This is a genomic window from Nonomuraea sp. 3N208 (genome assembly GCF_052245935.1).
GTDB lineage: Bacteria > Actinomycetota > Actinomycetes > Streptosporangiales > Streptosporangiaceae > Nonomuraea.
In genome coordinates this window covers 196,044-212,203 of sequence record NZ_JBQQBR010000011.1, presented here as the reverse complement: position 1 = coordinate 212,203, position 16,160 = coordinate 196,044, and the positions used below count along the sequence as shown (strand labels likewise).

General features: G+C 71.3%; 16 protein-coding genes. 8 read left to right on the top strand and 8 right to left on the bottom strand.

Annotation, left to right across the window (positions count from 1 at the left end; genetic code table 11):
- Positions 1–46: 46 nt before the first annotated feature.
- Together ACTWPT_RS19010 and ACTWPT_RS19005 are read right to left on the bottom strand one after the other, a co-directional pair.
- A complete protein-coding gene (locus tag ACTWPT_RS19010) occupies positions 47–1,387 on the bottom strand; it encodes a 6-phospho-beta-glucosidase (RefSeq protein ID WP_443178742.1) in 1,341 nt (446 codons plus the stop codon).
- Between the two features lie 10 nt (positions 1,388–1,397).
- Complete coding sequence (locus tag ACTWPT_RS19005) at positions 1,398–2,156, bottom strand: DeoR/GlpR family DNA-binding transcription regulator (protein WP_443178741.1); 759 nt, start codon at positions 2,154–2,156, stop codon at positions 1,398–1,400.
- A gap of 133 nt (positions 2,157–2,289) precedes the next feature.
- On the opposite strand from ACTWPT_RS19005, the gene ACTWPT_RS19000 reads away from it, so the two are divergent.
- From ACTWPT_RS19000 to ACTWPT_RS18980, 5 genes are read left to right on the top strand one after another with little or no spacing between them, the layout of a single operon-like run.
- Positions 2,290–3,477 carry a carbohydrate kinase family protein gene (locus tag ACTWPT_RS19000; RefSeq protein WP_443178740.1) on the top strand — a complete coding sequence of 396 codons (1,188 nt, stop codon included), beginning with the start codon at positions 2,290–2,292 and terminating at the stop codon, positions 3,475–3,477.
- Between the two features lie 4 nt (positions 3,478–3,481).
- Positions 3,482–4,843 (top strand): extracellular solute-binding protein, encoded by a 1,362-nt coding sequence (locus ACTWPT_RS18995; protein WP_443178739.1) that lies wholly within the window; start codon positions 3,482–3,484, stop codon positions 4,841–4,843.
- The gene (locus tag ACTWPT_RS18990) at positions 4,840–5,736 is read left to right on the top strand and encodes a carbohydrate ABC transporter permease (protein ID WP_443178738.1); all 897 of its coding nucleotides are present in this window, start codon (positions 4,840–4,842) and stop codon (positions 5,734–5,736) included. The genes ACTWPT_RS18995 and ACTWPT_RS18990 overlap by 4 nt, the downstream gene beginning before the upstream one ends.
- The gene (locus ACTWPT_RS18985) at positions 5,733–6,533 is read left to right on the top strand and encodes a carbohydrate ABC transporter permease (RefSeq protein ID WP_443178737.1); all 801 of its coding nucleotides are present in this window, start codon (positions 5,733–5,735) and stop codon (positions 6,531–6,533) included. The genes ACTWPT_RS18990 and ACTWPT_RS18985 overlap by 4 nt, the downstream gene beginning before the upstream one ends.
- Positions 6,534–6,548: 15 nt before the next feature.
- Positions 6,549–9,236 (top strand): sugar-binding protein, encoded by a 2,688-nt coding sequence (locus ACTWPT_RS18980; protein WP_443178736.1) that lies wholly within the window; start codon positions 6,549–6,551, stop codon positions 9,234–9,236.
- A 183-nt stretch (positions 9,237–9,419) separates the two neighbouring features.
- Here ACTWPT_RS18980 and ACTWPT_RS18975 read toward each other — a convergent pair whose 3' ends face one another.
- Both ACTWPT_RS18975 and ACTWPT_RS18970 read right to left on the bottom strand, forming a co-directional pair.
- On the bottom strand, positions 9,420–10,124 hold the full coding sequence (locus ACTWPT_RS18975; protein ID WP_443178735.1) for a YcnI family copper-binding membrane protein: 705 nt from the start codon (positions 10,122–10,124) through the stop codon (positions 9,420–9,422).
- A 46-nt stretch (positions 10,125–10,170) separates the two neighbouring features.
- On the bottom strand, positions 10,171–10,713 hold the full coding sequence (locus ACTWPT_RS18970; protein ID WP_443178734.1) for an MFS transporter: 543 nt from the start codon (positions 10,711–10,713) through the stop codon (positions 10,171–10,173).
- 193 nt (positions 10,714–10,906) lie between these two features.
- Here ACTWPT_RS18970 and ACTWPT_RS18965 point away from each other — a divergent pair, with 193 nt between their 5' ends.
- Positions 10,907–11,308: a hypothetical protein gene (locus ACTWPT_RS18965; protein ID WP_443178733.1), complete on the top strand. Its 402-nt coding sequence runs from the start codon at positions 10,907–10,909 to the stop codon at positions 11,306–11,308.
- Here the strand turns inward: ACTWPT_RS18965 and ACTWPT_RS18960 are convergent.
- The 4 genes from ACTWPT_RS18960 to ACTWPT_RS18945 all read right to left on the bottom strand — a co-directional run bounded on the left by ACTWPT_RS18960 (position 11,302) and on the right by ACTWPT_RS18945 (position 14,115).
- Positions 11,302–12,051: an ABC transporter ATP-binding protein gene (locus tag ACTWPT_RS18960; RefSeq protein ID WP_443178732.1), complete on the bottom strand. Its 750-nt coding sequence runs from the start codon at positions 12,049–12,051 to the stop codon at positions 11,302–11,304. The genes ACTWPT_RS18965 and ACTWPT_RS18960 overlap by 7 nt on opposite strands.
- Before the next feature lie 2 nt (positions 12,052–12,053).
- Complete coding sequence (locus tag ACTWPT_RS18955; protein WP_443178731.1) at positions 12,054–12,842, bottom strand: ABC transporter permease; 789 nt, start codon at positions 12,840–12,842, stop codon at positions 12,054–12,056.
- Complete coding sequence (locus ACTWPT_RS18950; RefSeq protein WP_443178730.1) at positions 12,835–13,650, bottom strand: ABC transporter permease; 816 nt, start codon at positions 13,648–13,650, stop codon at positions 12,835–12,837. Before ACTWPT_RS18950 ends, ACTWPT_RS18955 begins: the two co-directional genes overlap by 8 nt.
- Positions 13,651–13,719: 69 nt before the next feature.
- Positions 13,720–14,115 (bottom strand): hypothetical protein, encoded by a 396-nt coding sequence (locus tag ACTWPT_RS18945; RefSeq protein WP_443178729.1) that lies wholly within the window; start codon positions 14,113–14,115, stop codon positions 13,720–13,722.
- 115 nt (positions 14,116–14,230) lie between these two features.
- On the opposite strand from ACTWPT_RS18945, the gene ACTWPT_RS18940 reads away from it, so the two are divergent.
- Together ACTWPT_RS18940 and ACTWPT_RS18935 are read left to right on the top strand one after the other, a co-directional pair.
- The gene (locus ACTWPT_RS18940; protein WP_443178728.1) at positions 14,231–15,208 is read left to right on the top strand and encodes an alpha/beta hydrolase fold domain-containing protein; all 978 of its coding nucleotides are present in this window, start codon (positions 14,231–14,233) and stop codon (positions 15,206–15,208) included.
- Positions 15,209–15,299: 91 nt separating this feature from the next.
- The gene (locus ACTWPT_RS18935) at positions 15,300–16,136 is read left to right on the top strand and encodes a siderophore-interacting protein (RefSeq protein ID WP_443178727.1); all 837 of its coding nucleotides are present in this window, start codon (positions 15,300–15,302) and stop codon (positions 16,134–16,136) included.
- Positions 16,137–16,160 lie beyond the last annotated feature (24 nt).

Below are 16,160 nucleotides of genomic sequence, written 5' to 3'. Positions count from 1 at the left end.
GATCCCGCGCTGCAGACACCCCCTCCCGCTGCCACAGCACGGCGCTTCAGCTCGGGAAGACGGCGGCCAGTTCGGGGATGCGGGCGCGGTAGCCGTCGAGCAACCGGCGGGCCACGGACACCGAGTCCACCAGCGGGTGCAGGGCGAATGCCTCGACAGCCAGCCGGGAGGAGCCGGTCAGCGCGGCCTCGATGGCCGTCTGCTCCACCGCCTTCACCTGCTGGACCAGTCCCAGGAACCGCCCGGGGAGCGGGCGGGTGGCCAGCGGGCGCACGCCGGCGCAGCCGACCGTGCACGGGATCTCCACGACCGCGTCCTCGGGCAGGCCGGGCACCGCGGAGCCGTTGCGCACGTTGAGGATCATGGTGGCGGGCTCGCCGCGGGCGATGGCGGCCATGAGGGCCAGCGCGATGCCCTCGTACCCGCCCGCCTCCAGGTCGGCGGCGTCCCGCTCGCCGGCGTCGGTGGCGTCGCGGGCCTCGGCCATGTATGTGGCGTCGCGCTGCTTGCGTGCTCTCAGCCACTCGGCGAGCGCCTCGTCCGGCCGCGCCCGCACGGCCGCGTAGAACGCGTCCTGCTGGCCCAGCAGGGACTCGCCCCGGGTCGGCCCGGAGATCGCGGCGACGGCCTCGCGGGTGAAGTAGTAGTAGTACAGGTATTCGTTGGGCAGCGCCCCCACCGTGCGCACCCACTCCGGGCCGAAGATGCGGGCCTCCTCGACCTTCAGCAGCGCCGTGTCGTCGGCGAGCAGGCCGGGCAGCACGTCGCGGCCCTGGTGGACGAGGCCGCGCAGCCAGCCGAGGTGGTTGAGGCCGACGTAGTCGGCCGACACGCGGGCCGGGTCGAGCCCGAGTGCGGCGGCGGCCCGCCGGATCAACCCGATCGGCGAGTCGCAGATGCCGATCACGCGGTCGCCGAGCACTCGCCGCATGGCCTCGGTGATCATCCCGGCCGGGTTGGTGAAGTTGATGACCCAGGCGCCGGGCGCGAGCGCGGCCACCCGCTCGGCCACGTGGACCGCGACCGGGATGGTCCGCAAGCCGTAGGCGATGCCGCCGGGACCGGTCGTCTCCTGGCCGAGCAGGCCCAGCTCCAGCGCGACCCGCTCGTCCGCGGTACGTCCGGCCAGGCCGCCGACGCGGATGGCTGAGAAGACGAATTCCGCGTCGCGCAGCGCGGCGTCCAGGTCGGTGGTGGTCCGCACGGCGGGCGGGTCGTCGTGCCCTGCGGCGAGCTGGCGCAGCACGTGCCCGATGGCCTCGAGCCGCTCAGCGGACACGTCGTACAGCACCACCTCCTCCACGCGCGGCTTGGCCCGATCGCGCAGGAGCGCGCCGTACACGAGCGGCACCCGGAAGCCCCCGCCCCCGAGGACGGCCAGTCTCATCCGCACCCCTTCACGTGAGCAGCACCTCGGCGCCCGCGGCGGCGCAGTTGCGCAGCGACGCCGGGTCGGCGCCCTCGTTCGTCACGATCACGTCGATGTCGTCGGGCCCGCAGACCCGCAGCGCGCCGGTGCCGGGGAACTTGTGCCGGTCCACGAGCAGCACGACCTGCCGCGCCGCCGCGATCATGGCGCGTTTCAGCGGCACCTCGGCGAGCGTGGTGTCGACGAGCTGCCCATCCGGCCGTACGCCGCTGGCGCCCAGGAAGACGCGGTCGGCGACCACCTGGCTCAGCGCCGCCTCGGTCAGCACTCCGACCAGCGAGTGGTAGGGCCGGCGCAGCATGCCGCCCAGCATCAGCAGCTCCACCGCCGGGTCGGAGCGGAGCACGTCGAGCACGGCGAGGCTGGAGGTGACCACGGTGACGCGGCGCCCGCGCAGCCGCTCGGCCAGCCGCATCGTGGTCGTCCCGATGTCGAGCAGGATCACGTCCCCGTCGGCCACGAGCTGGGCGGCCCGCGCGGCCACCGCCTCCTTGTCCCGCTCGTCGACCGCCTCGACCGCGGCGAAGGGTCGGTCGGCGTCGGCGTCCACGCTGGCCAGGGCGCCGCCGCGGACGCGACGCAGCGTCCCGTCGCGGTCGAGCACCTCGAGGTCCCTGCGGATGGTCGACGGGCTCACGCCGAGCTGGCTGGCGAGATCGCGAACGCTCGTGGCGCCTGAGAGCCGGACGCGGCGCATGATCTCGGTATGCCTGAGGCGCTGAAGCACGGCGCGAGTGTATCAACCAACTTCGCGCAGAAGTAAGCACTTTGCTCCAGACACTCGCGTGGAAATACTTGAAGTGTGCGAGTAAACGTGCAAGATTGCGCACATCTCGGTGTGTCGAGGAGGACCCATTCCCGTGTCTGTCCAGGCGTACGACCCTCTGGCCGGCGAGCGGACCCCCGAGGGCCCGCAGTTCGACGTGTTCCTGGCCGGGACGGTCTTCCTGGACATCATCTTCACGGGCCTGCCCGCGATGCCCGCGGCCGGCACCGAGATCTGGGCCGAGGGCATGGGCTCGTGCCCGGGCGGGATCGCCAACCTTGCCATCGCGACCAGCCGGCTGGGCTTGCGCACGTCCCTGGCGGCCGCGTTCGGCGACGACGACTACGGCGACTTCTGCTGGCGCACGCTGGAGGAGCAGGAGTCGGTCGACCTGTCCAGGTCGCGGCGTTTCGAGCATTGGCACTCGCCGGTGACGGTGTCCATGGCGGTGGACCGCGACCGCAGCATGGTGACGCACGGGCACCCCGCTCCCATGCCGTCGTCCGAGATGATCGGCAAACCGCCCCGCTCCAAGGCCGTGATCGTCACGCTCTCCCCCGAAGAGCCCCTAGGCGCGCCGGGCAGCTCGTGCAACTGGGCCGAGCTGGCACACCTCGACGGCGCCCTGATCTTCGCGGACGTGGGCTGGGACCCGTCTGGCGCCTGGCCGCCCGCCGTGCTGGAGCAGCTGTCGATCTGCCACGCGTTCCTGCCGAACGCGACTGAGGCCATGGCCTACACCCGCACCGACACGCCCCGCGACGCGCTGTACGCGATCGCCGACAAGGTCCCGCTGGCCGTGGTGACCGACGGGGCCAACGGCGCCATGGCCATCGACTCGATCACGGGCGAGGAGGCGTTCGTGCCCGCACCGCGGGTGACGGCGCTCGACCCGACAGGTGCGGGTGACGTCTTCGGCGCGGGCTTCGTGCTCGGCACCCTGTGCCGCTGGCCGCTCGCCGACCGGCTGGCGTTCGCCGAGGTGTGCGCGGCGCTGGCGGTGCAGCAGTTCGGCGGGTCACTGGCCGCGCCGGGCTGGGGGGACATCGCGGACTGGTGGCACGAGGTGCGGGAGGCGGCCGGGCACAGCGGCGCCTACGGCAGCTCGCTGGCCCGCCGCTACGCCTTCCTCGACCGGCTGGTGCCCACTGCCCCGGTCGGCGCGGTGCGCCGCGCCGTCGCCACCATCGCCCGTTACGCCGACGTCGGCATGGCCTCCCAGGCGCCCCCTGCCGAAGGCGAGGACCCGGACACGCCCCGCGTGCCATCGCAGAAGGAGTAACACCATGATCCCCCCGATGCGACTCGCCGTGCTCGCCGCGGGCATGCTGGTCCTGACCGCGTGCGCGCCCGGCTCCTCGGCCCCGCCGTCGCCGGCGTCGTCTTCAGGGTCGCCGAGTGCGGTACGCACCGATGCCGCCGCGCTCGGCAACGTCACGCTCACCGTCTGGGATCAAGAGGTACGCGGCGGGCAGGCGGCCCAGATGAAGCAGCTCAACGACGCCTTCCAGGCCAAATACCCCAACATCAAGCTGAACCGGGTGTCCCGCTCCTTCGACGACCTCAATACCACCCTGCGCCTGGCGCTGAGCGGCAACGAGCCGCCGGACGTGGTGGAGGCCAACAACGGCCGCTCCGCGATGGGCGCGTTCGTGAAGGCCGGACAGCTGCGCCCGCTGGACGCCTACGCCGACGTCTATGGCTGGAAGCAGCGCTACCCGGAGTCGGTGCTGCGGTACTCGCGCTACAGCGCCGACGGCAAGCTGTTCGGCGAGGGCAACCTGTACGGCCTGCCCCAGGTCGGCGAGGTCGTCGGCATCTTCTACAACCGGGCCAAGCTCACCAGGCTCGGCCTGGAGCCGCCGAAGACGTGGGCCGACTTCGAGACGGCGCTGGCCACGGCCAAGGCCGGTGGCGAGGTGCCGCTGCAGCTCGGCAACCTCGACAAGTGGCCGGCCGTCCACGTGTTCGGCACCGTGCAGGGCCGCCACGTCCCGCCCGACCAGATCGGCACGCTGGCCTTCGGCCGCAAGGGCGCCTCCTGGAACACGACCGAGAACACCACGGCCGCCGAGCAGCTCGTCGGCTGGGTCGACAAGGGCTACTTCGCCAAGGGCTTCAACGGCCAGGGGTACGACCCGGCGTGGCAGGCGTTCGGCAAGGGCCAGGGCGTCTTCATGATCGCGGGCACTTGGCTCCTCGCCGACCTGCAGAAGGCCCTGGGTGACGACCTGGGGTTCATGCTGCCGCCGGGCGTCACGGCCGACGCGCCGCCGGTCGCGACGGGCGGGACGGGGCTGCCGTTCGCGATCACCGCAAAGAGCCCCAACCCGGACGCGGCGGCGGCGTACATCAACTTCATCACCAGCGCCGACGCCATGAAGGTGCTCACCGGCACCGGGAACCTGCCGGTCGCCGAGACCGACCAGCAGAGCGTGGCCAAGGGGCCGCAGCAGGAGGTCTTCACCGCGTTCGGGACCGTGACCGCGAAGAACGGGCTGGTGCCGTACCTGGACTACGCCACCCCGACGTTCGCCGACACTCTGGGGGCGGCGTTGCAGGACCTGCTGGCCAAGAAGGCGACGCCGCAGGAGTTCCTGGCCACGCTGGAGAAGGACTACAAGACCTTCGCCGAGAGCAACGGATGACCCTGCCGACGGTCCGGGCCCGGCCTCCCGGGGAGCCGCGCCACGTCGCCTACCTGTATCTGCTGCCGGCCTTCGCCGTGTACGCGGCGTTCCTGCTCTACCCGATCGGGCGGGCGGTACAGATCTCGCTGTACGACTGGGACGGGCTGTCGTTGGGCAGGTGGGTCGGCCTGGACAACTATGCCGCGATCGTCGCCGACGAAGGGTTGCGGGCCGCCTTCGGCCACGCGCTGGTCCTCATCGTCTTCTACGCGCTGGGGCCGCTGGTGATCGGGCTGGGGCTGGCCGCGATACTCAACCACGCCAAGGTGCGCGGATTGGGGTTCTTCCGCACCGTGGTGTTCCTGCCGCAGGTGGTCGCCATGGTCGTGGTGGCCGTGGCGTGGCGGCGCGTCTATGCCCCCGACGGCACGCTCAACACGCTGCTCGGCGCGCTGGGGCTGGACTCGCTGACCAGGGGCTGGCTGGGCGACTACACGTTCGCGTTGCCGGCGGTCGGCGTGGTCGGCACCTGGTTCGAGACCGGCCTGGTGACCGTGCTGCTGCTGGCCGGGATGAGCCGCATCCCCGGCGAGCTGTACGAGGCGGCGCGGCTCGACGGGGCGGGCGCGGTGCGGGAGTTCTTCACGGTCACGCTGCCGTCGGTGCGCGGCGAGATCGCGGTCGCCCTGACGCTGACGGTGATCGCCGCGTTGCGCACGTTCGACCTGGTGTACATCACGACGCGGGGCGGGCCGGGCGACTCGACGTCGGTGCCGTCGTATGAGGTCTACCACCGGGCCTTCGGGCTCAGCCAGGTCGGCTCGGCGGCGGCGATCGGCGTCACGCTGACCGCCGTCATCTTCGCGATCTCGTTCGCGATCAACCGGTTCGCGGACAGGAGGGACGCGTGATCTCGCGTGGGGAGCGGATGGCCAACTACGTCATCCTGTCGGTGTTCGCCGCGTTCGCGCTCTTCCCCATCGTGACCATCCTGTCGGCCGCGCTCGGGCCCGCCGACAGCGGCGGCACGGCCGGGCTCGGGAACTTCGCGGCGGCGTGGGAGATCGGCCGGTTCGGGACCTATCTGCGGACCAGCCTGATGGTGTCGGCGTTCGTCGTGGTCGTCAGCGTCCTGTTGTCGATCATGAGCGGGTACGCGTTCGGCACCATGCGCTTCCGCGGCCAGTCGGTGCTGTTCTACCTGTTCATGCTCGGGATCATGATGCCGAGCGAGGCCGTCGCGGTGCCGCTCTACTTCGACCTGCGCACGCTGGGACTGATCGACACGTTCTGGTCGGTGGCGCTGCCGCAGGTGGCGTTGTCGGTGGCGTTCGGCACGTTCTGGATGCGGGCGTACTTCCGTGCATCCAACCGGGCGATCGTCGAGGCCGCCCGCATCGACGGGGCCTCGACGTGGCGCATCCTGTGGCAGGTGCTGGTGCCGCCGGCCCGGCCCGCCGTCGTCACCCTGACCGTGCTGGTCTTCATGTGGACGTGGAACGAGTTCCTCATCCCGCTGATCATGGTGACCAGCGAGTCGCTGCGGACCGCGCCGCTCGGACTGGCGTTCTTCCAGGGCCAGTACACCTCCGGCTTCACGCTCCTCGCGGCCGGGTCGGTCATCGTGGCGACCCCGGTCGTGATCTTCTACTTGTTCCTCCAGCGACACTTCGTCCGCGGCCTGCTCCAGGGGGCGGTCCGCGAGTAATCCCACGGAGGTTCCATGCGACGACTGCTGATGGCGTTGGTCACCGTTTTCGCGCTGTTGCCCGCTCTACCTGCCGCCGCCGAGGGCGCCGAGGCGCCCGTGGACCTGGATGCGTTGTTCGTCGGCGCGCACCCCGACGACGAGGCGTTCACCCTGTCCACGCTCGGCCAATGGAACGAGAACCACGACGTGCGCACCGGCGTCGTCACCGTCACCCGCGGCGAGGGCGGCGGCAACGCCGTCGGCCCCGAGGAGGGCCCGGCGCTCGGGTTGCTGCGTGAGGCCGAGGAGCGGACGGCGGTCGCCAAGGCCGGCATCGGCGAGGTGTTCAACCTCGACGACGTCGACTTCTACTACACGGTCAGCGCCCCGCTGACCGACCAGGTCTGGGGCGGCGACACCCTGGAGAAGGTCGTGCGGACCATCCGGCAGACCCGGCCGGAGATCCTGCTGACCATGGACCCGGCCCCGACGCCGGGCAACCACGGCAACCACCAGGAGGCCGCGCGGCTGGCCATCGAGGCGTTCTACGCGGCGGCCGACCCCAAGGCGTTTCCCGAGCAGATCACCCGCGAAGGGCTGCGTCCCTACGCGCCCGCGCGGCTGCTCACCGGTGGCGGGCGCGGCACCTCGCAGACCGGGCCGTCATGTGCTGCTTCGTTCCGGCCTGCCAACCCGGGGCAGAACGTGTACGGCGTATGGAGCGGGCGCCCCTCGCAGAGCGGCCGGACGTGGGCCGCGATCGAGCGCGACGCCCAGCGCACGTACGCCTCCCAGGGCTGGGCCGTCTTCCCCGACGTGCCGTCCGACCCCACCCAGCTGGCCTGCGACTTCTTCACCCAGGTGGACGCGCGGGTGCCGTTCCCCGAGCCGGGCACCCCGGCGGCGGCCGCCCCGACGGCCATCCTCGACGGGGCGCTGACCAGGGCGAGCGGGACCGTCCCGCTCGGGACCCGGTTCGGCCTGCGGACCAGCACGTTCGACGTCCGCCCCGGAGCGGCGTTCACCGTCGAGGTGACCACGACCGCCGCCCGCGAGCCGCTGGGCCGGTCCTCCGCGGCGCTGCGCGTGCCCGAGGGTTGGACGGTCAAGGGCTCCGGCGACCTCGGCCGGATCGCCGCCGGACGCACCGGGTCGGCGACCTTCACCGTGACGCCTGCCGCGGGCGCGGCCGGGCGGGCCAGGATCGGGGCCGTACTCACGACCGAGCAGGGCCGCGGCTACACCGACCGGCAGGTCGAGGCCAGTCCGGCGGTACGGGGTCAGCAGCAGTTGCTCCCCCAGGTCGACCAGTACGAGAAGTGGGTGACCGAGGTCGGCGTGCCGCAGCTGCGCGGACTGGTCACGCCCGTGCTCACGCTCCCGTCGGGCGGCTCCCGGCAGATCGGCGTCGTGGTGACGAACGTGAGCGACGCCGCCAGGTCCGGCACCGTACGCGTGGACCTGCCCGCAGGCTTCGCCGCCGACCGCGCCGAGGCCGCCTACCGCGACCTGGCCCCCGGGGCGTCGGCGACGGTGCCGTTCACCGTCACCAACACCGACACCTCGCTGAAAACCTCCAACGAGGGCGGCGACTACGCCTACACCGTCACCGTGGACGGCACGGTCACCGGCCGGCCCGCGCTCGAACTCGTCCCGGCCACCACGATCCCGCAGGGCGAGCCCACCGTGGACGGCGCCGAGGGCGACGGGGAGTACACCGGGCCCGCACTCGACATCTCTCGCCGGTGGGAGGGCGAGGCCTGCTCCTCGGCGGCCGACTGCTCCGCCACGGCCAAGCTCGCCTGGCGCGACGACACGTTGTACGTGCTGGCGCAGGTGAAGGACGACGTGCTCGGCACGCGGCTGGCCGCCTCCGACTGCAAGCGGCACTGGCGCACCGACGCGGTGGAGGTCACCATCGACCCGCGCGGCACGTCCGAGAACACCTCCACCACCTTCAAGGCGGCGGTGCTGCCGGTGACGGCCGACTCTGACGCCGCCGGGTCCGCGACACCGTCTAACGTCGCCGGGTCCGCGACACCGGGGCCGCCGTGCGCCCTGCGGGACGCCGACAACCGCCAGGGTCCCGCGACGGGTGTGCGGATCGCCTCGACGATCGCCTCCGGCGGGTACACGGTGGAGATGTCCATCCCGATGGAGGCCCTGCCCGGCTCCATCGACCCCGAGCACCTCGGTCTCAACATCCTCGTGTACGACTCCGACACCCAGGACAAGACCGGCCAGACCCGGATCGGCTGGTCGACGTGGGGCGGGGTGCAGGGCGACCCGTACCGGTGGGGTGTGGCGACCCTTCCGGGATACCGGCCGCCCGCCGACCGGCCGGTGCCCGATCCGGTGATCCCCGGCACCGCCCTGTCCAGCCTGGACTCGCCGCAGTCGCTGGAGCAGGCGGTCCGCGTGCACGTCCCGCTGGGCGGAGGGCCCGCGGCGCCGGCGTCGGAGAGCGGCCGGGTGACCGCGGCCACGGGCGCGGGGGACGCCGTCAAGGTGACGTTGCGCACGGGCGGCGCCGGCGAGGCGCACCTGTTCGTCCGCGACGCCCAGGGCACGGCGGCCAGCCGGGTCGTCACCGTGTCCGGCACGGGCACGACGACCGTGACGGTGCCCCTGACCCGCGCCCTGGCCGCCTCCCCGACAGTGGTGGCGGGCTGGCAGGCAGCCAGCGGCGGCACCACGGCCTCCCAGGTCCCGGTGCGGTAACGGACGCCCGCCGCCCGCGGCGTCCAGGCAGCCGCAGGCGGTCCCACGGTGACGGACATGGCATACCGGTGCCGACCCGGCAGGCCGGGTCCTGGCAGGGGCGCCCACGCGTCGCGGGCGCCCCTGGCCGGCCTGGAGCGTGCATTTCACGCCGAGCGTGTCGGGCGGTGTGGGCCGCGCGTGTCAGGCGGAGCGGCGGCGCAGGCCGAAGGCGGCGAGCACGACGCCGATGGCCCCGACCGCCAAGCCGGCGCCCCCCAGCAGTCGCGCGGTGCCGTCAGACGAGGACGACCCCGCGGCCACCGGCACCACCGCAGGGGTGGCGGGAGCCGCGGAGGCGGAGGGGGATGCGGCGGCCGCGGCGGGGACGAGCTTGAGCAGCGGAGCCGGGTGCTCGGCCTCCGTGCCGTCCGCCTTCGGCGCCTCGGACCAGTCCACGACCTCCCCGTTCGAGTACGTCTGCTTCGTCGGGAACATCAGCCGATCCGTGTCCTTGGGCAACTGCCCCATGGACACCTCGAACTCCTGGAACTCACCCGGGTTGATCTTTCCCCCCGCCCAGACGATCGTGGTGACGGCCTCCTCGAGGTCGCCGTACTCGGTCTTGACCGGCGCAGGCAGCTTGCCCTCCGTCACCTTCACCTCCCATCCGGGCAGGGGCTTGACCGACACGAAGGCCAGCGGGTGGTCGGCGGGGAAGCTGACCTCGATCTTGGTGGTCGAGGCGTTGTCACGCTCGTTCGGTACCCGGAACGCGACCTTGCTGAAGGATCCCTGCTCGGCGGTGCCCGGCTGGACGGTGACGTGGGCCAGCGCGGGCAGTGCGAGGCCGGCGGTGAGAGCGGTGGCGGCGGCGAGCACGCTCGCGGCACGGCGTACGAAGGACATGGCGAAACTCCACTTGGCTGAATGAGAAAAAGGGGATGTCAGATGGTCAGGCGGGAAGTGGAGGACCACGCCTGGCCAGACAGTGCCGGAACCCCGGCTGTGGCGGGACGACCCGGGTGAAGACGACCGGCGCGACGAGCCGCACGGCGGGTGCCGCGACCGGACGTAGCAGGACGAAACGGCGGCCGAGGCGGCGCAGCAACGACCAGAGCGCGGCCTCGCCGCGCGCCAGCCACACGCCGGTGATCAGGCTGGCCGTCAGGTGGGCGAGCACCATCCCGGCGTCGACCGCCAGACCGCCGCCGTGCCCGTGCGCGGAGACGACGGAAACGTAGGCGGTGTCGTCGCCGGCGAACAGCTCGTGCAGCCCGAGCTGCGCCACCGCCAGCACACCGTTGATGGTCGCGGGAGAACGTTCTCTGCCGCACAGTGCCATCCCCAGCCCGGCCACCACAGCGAGCCCCAGCCCGGCGGCCCACGGCTCGGGACCCGAGCCGCCGCCTGCCACGTGCGCCAGCGTGGCGAGGATCACGCAGACGGCGGAGAAGGCGGCCGCCCGCGCGAACCGGAGGGGAAGTTGGGCGCGCATGGGTGTGCCACATGCTCTCACGGGGCAGGGTGTCATGAGACCTCAAGTACGCAATGCCTGGTCGCTTTGCGGCATTTGTCGCTAGGGTCGTGCCGATTACGTTGATACAGAGGTGAGAACGTTGCGGCACTTGGCGGGTTTGCTTATCGGGCTTGTAGTAACGGCAGCCGTAGTGGCAGGTGGTGGCTGGGCTGTGCAGCAAGCCGTCGGCAGTGCGGCGGCGACTCCACCGGACAACCAGCAGATGTGGATCGCGCTCGGCGCGATGGCCGCGGTCGGCCTCGTCTTCGGGCTCGTGGTCGCGGGCAAGGTCTCCCCCTTGGCGACCTTCGTGCCGTCCATGGTCCTGCTGGCGTGGACGGTCATCTACGCGCTGGACGTGAACAGGGCGCTGTCCCTCATCCCGTCCGAGCCGTCGGTGAACCAGATCATCAGGGACGCGGGCTTCGGCGCCAAGACCATGCTGACGACGGGCGTGTTCGCCCTGCTCGGCGTGGCGCTGTTCATCCCGGTGCTGATGCCGTCGCGCTGGTCGCGCCAGCGCGACGACATGGACGAGGAGTACGAGCCCGCGTCCGAGAGCACCTACTACTGAGCAGTGGTGCCGGTGTAGAGGCGGGTGACGACGTCCTCGATCGTGGACTGGTCGGGGGCGGTGGCCATCAGCTCCTCCAGCGTCCCGTCGAACGCCAGCCGCCCGTGGTCGATCAGCATCACCCGGCGGCACAGGCGTTCGATGTCGCCGAGGTCGTGCGTGGTCAGCAACACCGTCGTGCCCTCCTCGGCGTTGAGCTTGCGCAGGAACTCCCGGATGCCGGCCTTGCTGACGACGTCGAGCCCGATCGTCGGCTCGTCGAGCACCAGCACGTCCGGCGCGTGCAGCAGCGCCGCCGCCAGGTCGCCGCGCATGCGCTGGCCGAGGCTGAGCTGCCGCACCGGCGTGCGCATGAACGCGCCCAGGTCGAGGGTCTCGGTCAGCTCGTCGAGCCGCGACCTGAACGCCGCGCGCTCGACCTTGTAGAGCAGCCGGATCAGCTCGAAGCTGTCGGCGAGCGGCAGGTCCCACCACAGCGTCGTGCGCTGCCCGAACACCACGCCGATCCGTCGCGCCAGCGTGGTGCGCCGGCGCGACGGGTCCAGCCCGGCCACGCGCACCCGGCCTGTGGTGGGCGTGAGGATGCCGCACAACATCTTGATCGTGGTGGACTTGCCCGCGCCGTTGGGCCCGAGGTAGCCGACGAACTCCCCGGCCGACACGGTGAACGACAGGTCGCGTACGGCGTGGACGACGGTCTTCTTCACTTTGAACGAGCGTCCCGCCCGCTCGAGCTCGATCATCCTCAACTCCCCGTGGATCGGTAGTGCCTGATGCCCTGCCGCCAGGCCAGCGCCGCCAGCAGAGCGAGGACCAGCGCGGCGGCCGGTCCCATGAACCTCATGAACTCCGGCGTGCCGAACGGATCGTCGCGGCCCAGCACGTACAGGCCCGGCTGCCAGTTGATGAAGGCCAGCGGGACCGCGTACGTCACGCCCTTGACCAGGTCGCGACCGTAGATGCTGAACGGGTATTGACTGAGCTGCTGGCTGCCGTAGGTGAAGGAGCTGCTCACCTCCGGGGCGTCGGTCAGCGCGAACTGCAGCGCGCCGGCCAGCGTCCACAGCGCCGTGAAGATGACCATTCCCGTGATCACCATGACCGGGATCATCCAGGCGCGCCGCCAGTCGAGGCCGAGCACGGCCAGCGCGTAGCCGAGCACCGCGCCCGCCTGCAGCACCCGCCCGACCCTGGTGCCGTTGAACCGGTCGGCGGCCAGTTGCAGCCACGCGCTGACCGGCCGGATCAGGAATGTGTCCAGCGTGCCCGCCTTGATGTGCTGGCTGACCCGGTCGAGGTTGCTGACGAACATGTCGCAGACGGTGAAGGACAGGCTGGAGGCGCCGTACAGGAAGAGGACCTCGTCTCGGGAGAACCCGGCGAGCGAGGTGGTGTTGGCGAAGATGACCAGGATGACGGCGACGTCCAGGGCGGCGATGACGCCGCCGAGCGCGACCATCAGCCAGAACGACGCCGGGTACACGGCCGAGGCACGGGTCCACGTCCAGGCCAGCAGGAAATACGTCCTAACCACCCTGGATCACCACCTTGTGGCGGATCGCCCGGGTGCCGAGGGCGCCGAGCCCGAGCAGGACCGCCGCCCAGAACGCCTGGAAGGCCAGCGTCTCCAGGACGGGCGCCTTGCCGAGGTAGAGGTCGGTGGGCAGCTGGACCATGGCCGCCCACGGCAGCGACTCGGCGAGGTCGCCGAGCCAGCCCGGGAAGATGTGCAACGGCAGCATCATCCCGGAGAAGAAGGTCGTCAGGACCATCGACAACACCGCCACGCCGCGGTCGTCGACCAGCCAGCAGACCGACAGCGCGACCAGGTAGCGCCAGCCGAAGCTGACCACGACGGCGATCGCGAAGCCGGTCAGGAACGCCGCCCACCGGCCGGGGTCGGTGGGCACGACGATGCCGAACAACGCCGCGCCGAGCAGCATCGGCGGAAAGCCGCGGACGAGGAACAGATAGGCCGCCCTGCCGATGTCCTCGGCCAGCGACCAGAGCTGGAGCGAGGCCGGGCGGACGAGGTCGAGCGCGATGTCGCCGTTGCGGATGCGCTCGGGGATGCCGAGGCCGCCGCCGAACAGCTGCATCGGCCCGATGAACGCCTGGGTGACGAAGCAGAAGGTGATGGCGTCGGTGATGTCGTAGCCGGCCAGCCCGGGGCGGGCCTGCCACAGGGCAATGAGGATGTAGGCACGCAGGACGCCGAACACGCTGTTGGTGAACGCGCCGGCGAGCGCTGCCCAGACGTAGGTGGCGTGCTTGCGGAAGCCGTACCGGACGAGCCGGGCATAGAGGGGTATGGTTTTGCACCTCCGAATGTGTAAAGACATGGCTACGCGCCGTGTCCGGACCCGTGCACGGGTCTGCCGACGGAAAGCATGGAATTATCCGTCGGAGGGTCAGCGGTCCGCAACGCGATAAACGAAGCGCAGGCCCGACCAGGTCGTGTCGATGGCGGCGACCTTGTTGTCGACCAAGCCCAGGGACAGGCCGTAGTCCCGGATGGGATTCTCGGACAGGTCCGTCGGCATCTTGCTGGCGCGCTTGGGCCAGCAGACCCAGAGGCCGCCGTTCTTGGTCAGGCGGGCCAGGGCGCCGGGGAAGGCCTCGTGGAGCGCGGCGAAGTCGGCGCAGAAGACGAGGATGACGTCGTAGGGGTCCCGATCGGCGGACCGGTGCACGTCCGCGCCGGGTTCACCCAGGTCGAGGCCGTCGGGGGCGGCGATGGCCAGCACTCGGTGCCCGGGCTTGACGCCGAGCTTGCGCGGCAGCGGGGTCCCCGAATATCCGGCCATGTCCACCAGCGTGACACAACACCGAAACATCCGCGTAAGCGATGAGATACTTACTGGCAGGTAGGAAGCGGCTCGGTGGGGAATGACAGTCTTTGGAGGGCTTCGGAGGGTCAATATGCGGATCGACGGGGATATGGTTCCTGAATACCCCTTGAGCTGGCAGGCCCGCGCGCTGATCGGCCTGATGCGCGGGACCGTGAAGCCGGCTTCCAGTCTCTTGATGCGCCACCCGCTCGCATTCTTGGGGGCGGCGCACATCGGCCGACTTGCCCAGCTCGTGCAGGTGCCACACCCAGCGCACGTCTCCATCGTGCCCGCAGCCTTCTCCGACTGCGGCGGCGAGTGGGTACGCGGCGGTGAGGGGCTCGACGAGGGCAAGGCCTTGTTGTACTTCCACGGGGGCGGTTACTTCTCGTGCTCGCCGCGTACGCATCGGTCCATCACATGGCGGCTGTCAGTGGTGGCCAGGCGGCCGGTCCTGGCGCTCGACTACCGCCAGGGCCCGGTGCACAAGCTGGCGGACTCGCTGGCCGACGCTCTGGAGGCCTACGACTGCCTGCTGCGCAGTCACGCACCCGAGGACATCATCGTCGCGGGCGACTCCGCAGGCGGCCATCTGACGCTGGCGACCCTGCTGGCGCTGCGTGACCGAGGGCTGCCGCTGCCCGCGGCCGCAATCTGCCTGTCGCCGTGGGCGGACCTGACCGACATTCCGCGCCACGCGAACCGCTGGCAGGACCCGCTGCTGCCGGCCAGCCGGGTGCGGTGGCTGGCCCGCCGGTGGACCTCTGGGCTGGATCCGCACGACCCGCTGGTCTCGCCGGTGCACGGGGACTTCACCGGGCTGCCGCCGATCATGATCGTGACCGGCTCCACCGAGGTGCTCCGCGACGAGGCGCGGCGGGTGGCCGAGCGGGCGCGGCGCGACGGAGTGCTCGTCAGGTACGAGGAATGGCGGCGCATGCCGCACGTGTTCCCTATTTTGGCGGACGTGTTGCCCGAGGCGCGGCTGGCGTTCCAGCACATGGCGCAGTTCCTGTCCGCGGTGGGGGCCGGCCCCGCCGCGTCGGCGGACGACACGGCGGCCGCCTGACCGCGACGAAGATTCCGCGCCCCACTGGCAGGGGCAGCGAGACAGAGTGTAAGGTTAGGCATGCCTAACTCTGTCAGGGGGATGTTTCTCTATGGCTGAAAAGCCCACGGACCATCATCGGGGTGTCGTCCTGCGGACCGAGCGGCTCTCCCCGCACATGGTCCGTATCGTGGTCGGCGGCGACGGGCTGGCCGACTTCGCCACCTCGGGCCTGACCGACCACTATGTGAAGGTCGTCTTCCCCTACGAGGATGTTGAATATCCCCAGCCGTTCAGCGTGAAGGCCTGCCGTGAGACCATGCCGCGCGAGGTCTGGCCGCGGCTGCGCACGTACACCGTGCGCGCCTGGGACCCGGACGCCCGCGAGCTGACCGTCGACTTCGTGGTGCACGGCGACGAGGGCGTGGCCGGGCCGTGGGCGGACCGTGCCGCGCCGGGTGACGTCGTGCTCCTGCTGGGTCCAGGCGGCGGCTACGCGCCCGACCCGGCGGCGGACTGGCATCTGCTGGTGGGCGACGAGAGCGCGCTGCCGGCCATCGCGGCCTCGCTCGAGGTGCTGCCCGACGGGGTGCTCACGCATGTCCTGCTGGAGGTGGACGGGCCGGAGGACGAGCTGAAGCTGGACACGGCCGCGGACGCGCGCATCACGTGGCTGTACCGGAGTGACCGGCCCGTGGGTGAGGCCCTGGTGAAGGCCGTGCGCGAGCTGGAGTTCCCGGACGGTAACGTGCACGCGTTCGTCCACGGCGAGGCCGGTTTCGTCAAGCAGCTCCGCCGCCACCTGCGCCTGGAGCGGGGGATCTCGATGGATCGGCTGTCGATCTCCGGCTACTGGCGGGCCGGGGTGGACGACGAAGGGTGGCGCGCCGTCAAGCGCGACTGGAACCGCGACGTCGAGGCCGAGGAAGCCGCCTCGATCGCCAGCTGACCCCCGCCGCATAGCGAAAGGGGG

Excerpts from the sequence above, each read along its gene's own strand:
- ACTWPT_RS19010 (WP_443178742.1), bottom strand. The coding sequence starts at position 1,387 with ATGAGACTGGCCGTCCTCGGGGGCGGGGGCTTCCGGGTGCCGCTCGTG.
- ACTWPT_RS18995 (WP_443178739.1), top strand. The coding sequence starts at position 3,482 with ATGATCCCCCCGATGCGACTCGCCGTGCTCGCCGCGGGCATGCTGGTC.
- ACTWPT_RS18990 (WP_443178738.1), top strand. The coding sequence starts at position 4,840 with ATGACCCTGCCGACGGTCCGGGCCCGGCCTCCCGGGGAGCCGCGCCAC.
- ACTWPT_RS18980 (WP_443178736.1), top strand. The coding sequence starts at position 6,549 with ATGCGACGACTGCTGATGGCGTTGGTCACCGTTTTCGCGCTGTTGCCC.
- ACTWPT_RS18975 (WP_443178735.1), bottom strand. The coding sequence starts at position 10,124 with ATGTCCTTCGTACGCCGTGCCGCGAGCGTGCTCGCCGCCGCCACCGCT.
- ACTWPT_RS18970 (WP_443178734.1), bottom strand. The coding sequence starts at position 10,713 with ATGCGCGCCCAACTTCCCCTCCGGTTCGCGCGGGCGGCCGCCTTCTCC.
- ACTWPT_RS18960 (WP_443178732.1), bottom strand. The coding sequence starts at position 12,051 with ATGATCGAGCTCGAGCGGGCGGGACGCTCGTTCAAAGTGAAGAAGACC.
- ACTWPT_RS18950 (WP_443178730.1), bottom strand. The coding sequence starts at position 13,650 with ATGTCTTTACACATTCGGAGGTGCAAAACCATACCCCTCTATGCCCGG.
- ACTWPT_RS18945 (WP_443178729.1), bottom strand. The coding sequence starts at position 14,115 with ATGGCCGGATATTCGGGGACCCCGCTGCCGCGCAAGCTCGGCGTCAAG.
- ACTWPT_RS18940 (WP_443178728.1), top strand. The coding sequence starts at position 14,231 with ATGCGGATCGACGGGGATATGGTTCCTGAATACCCCTTGAGCTGGCAG.
- ACTWPT_RS18935 (WP_443178727.1), top strand. The coding sequence starts at position 15,300 with ATGGCTGAAAAGCCCACGGACCATCATCGGGGTGTCGTCCTGCGGACC.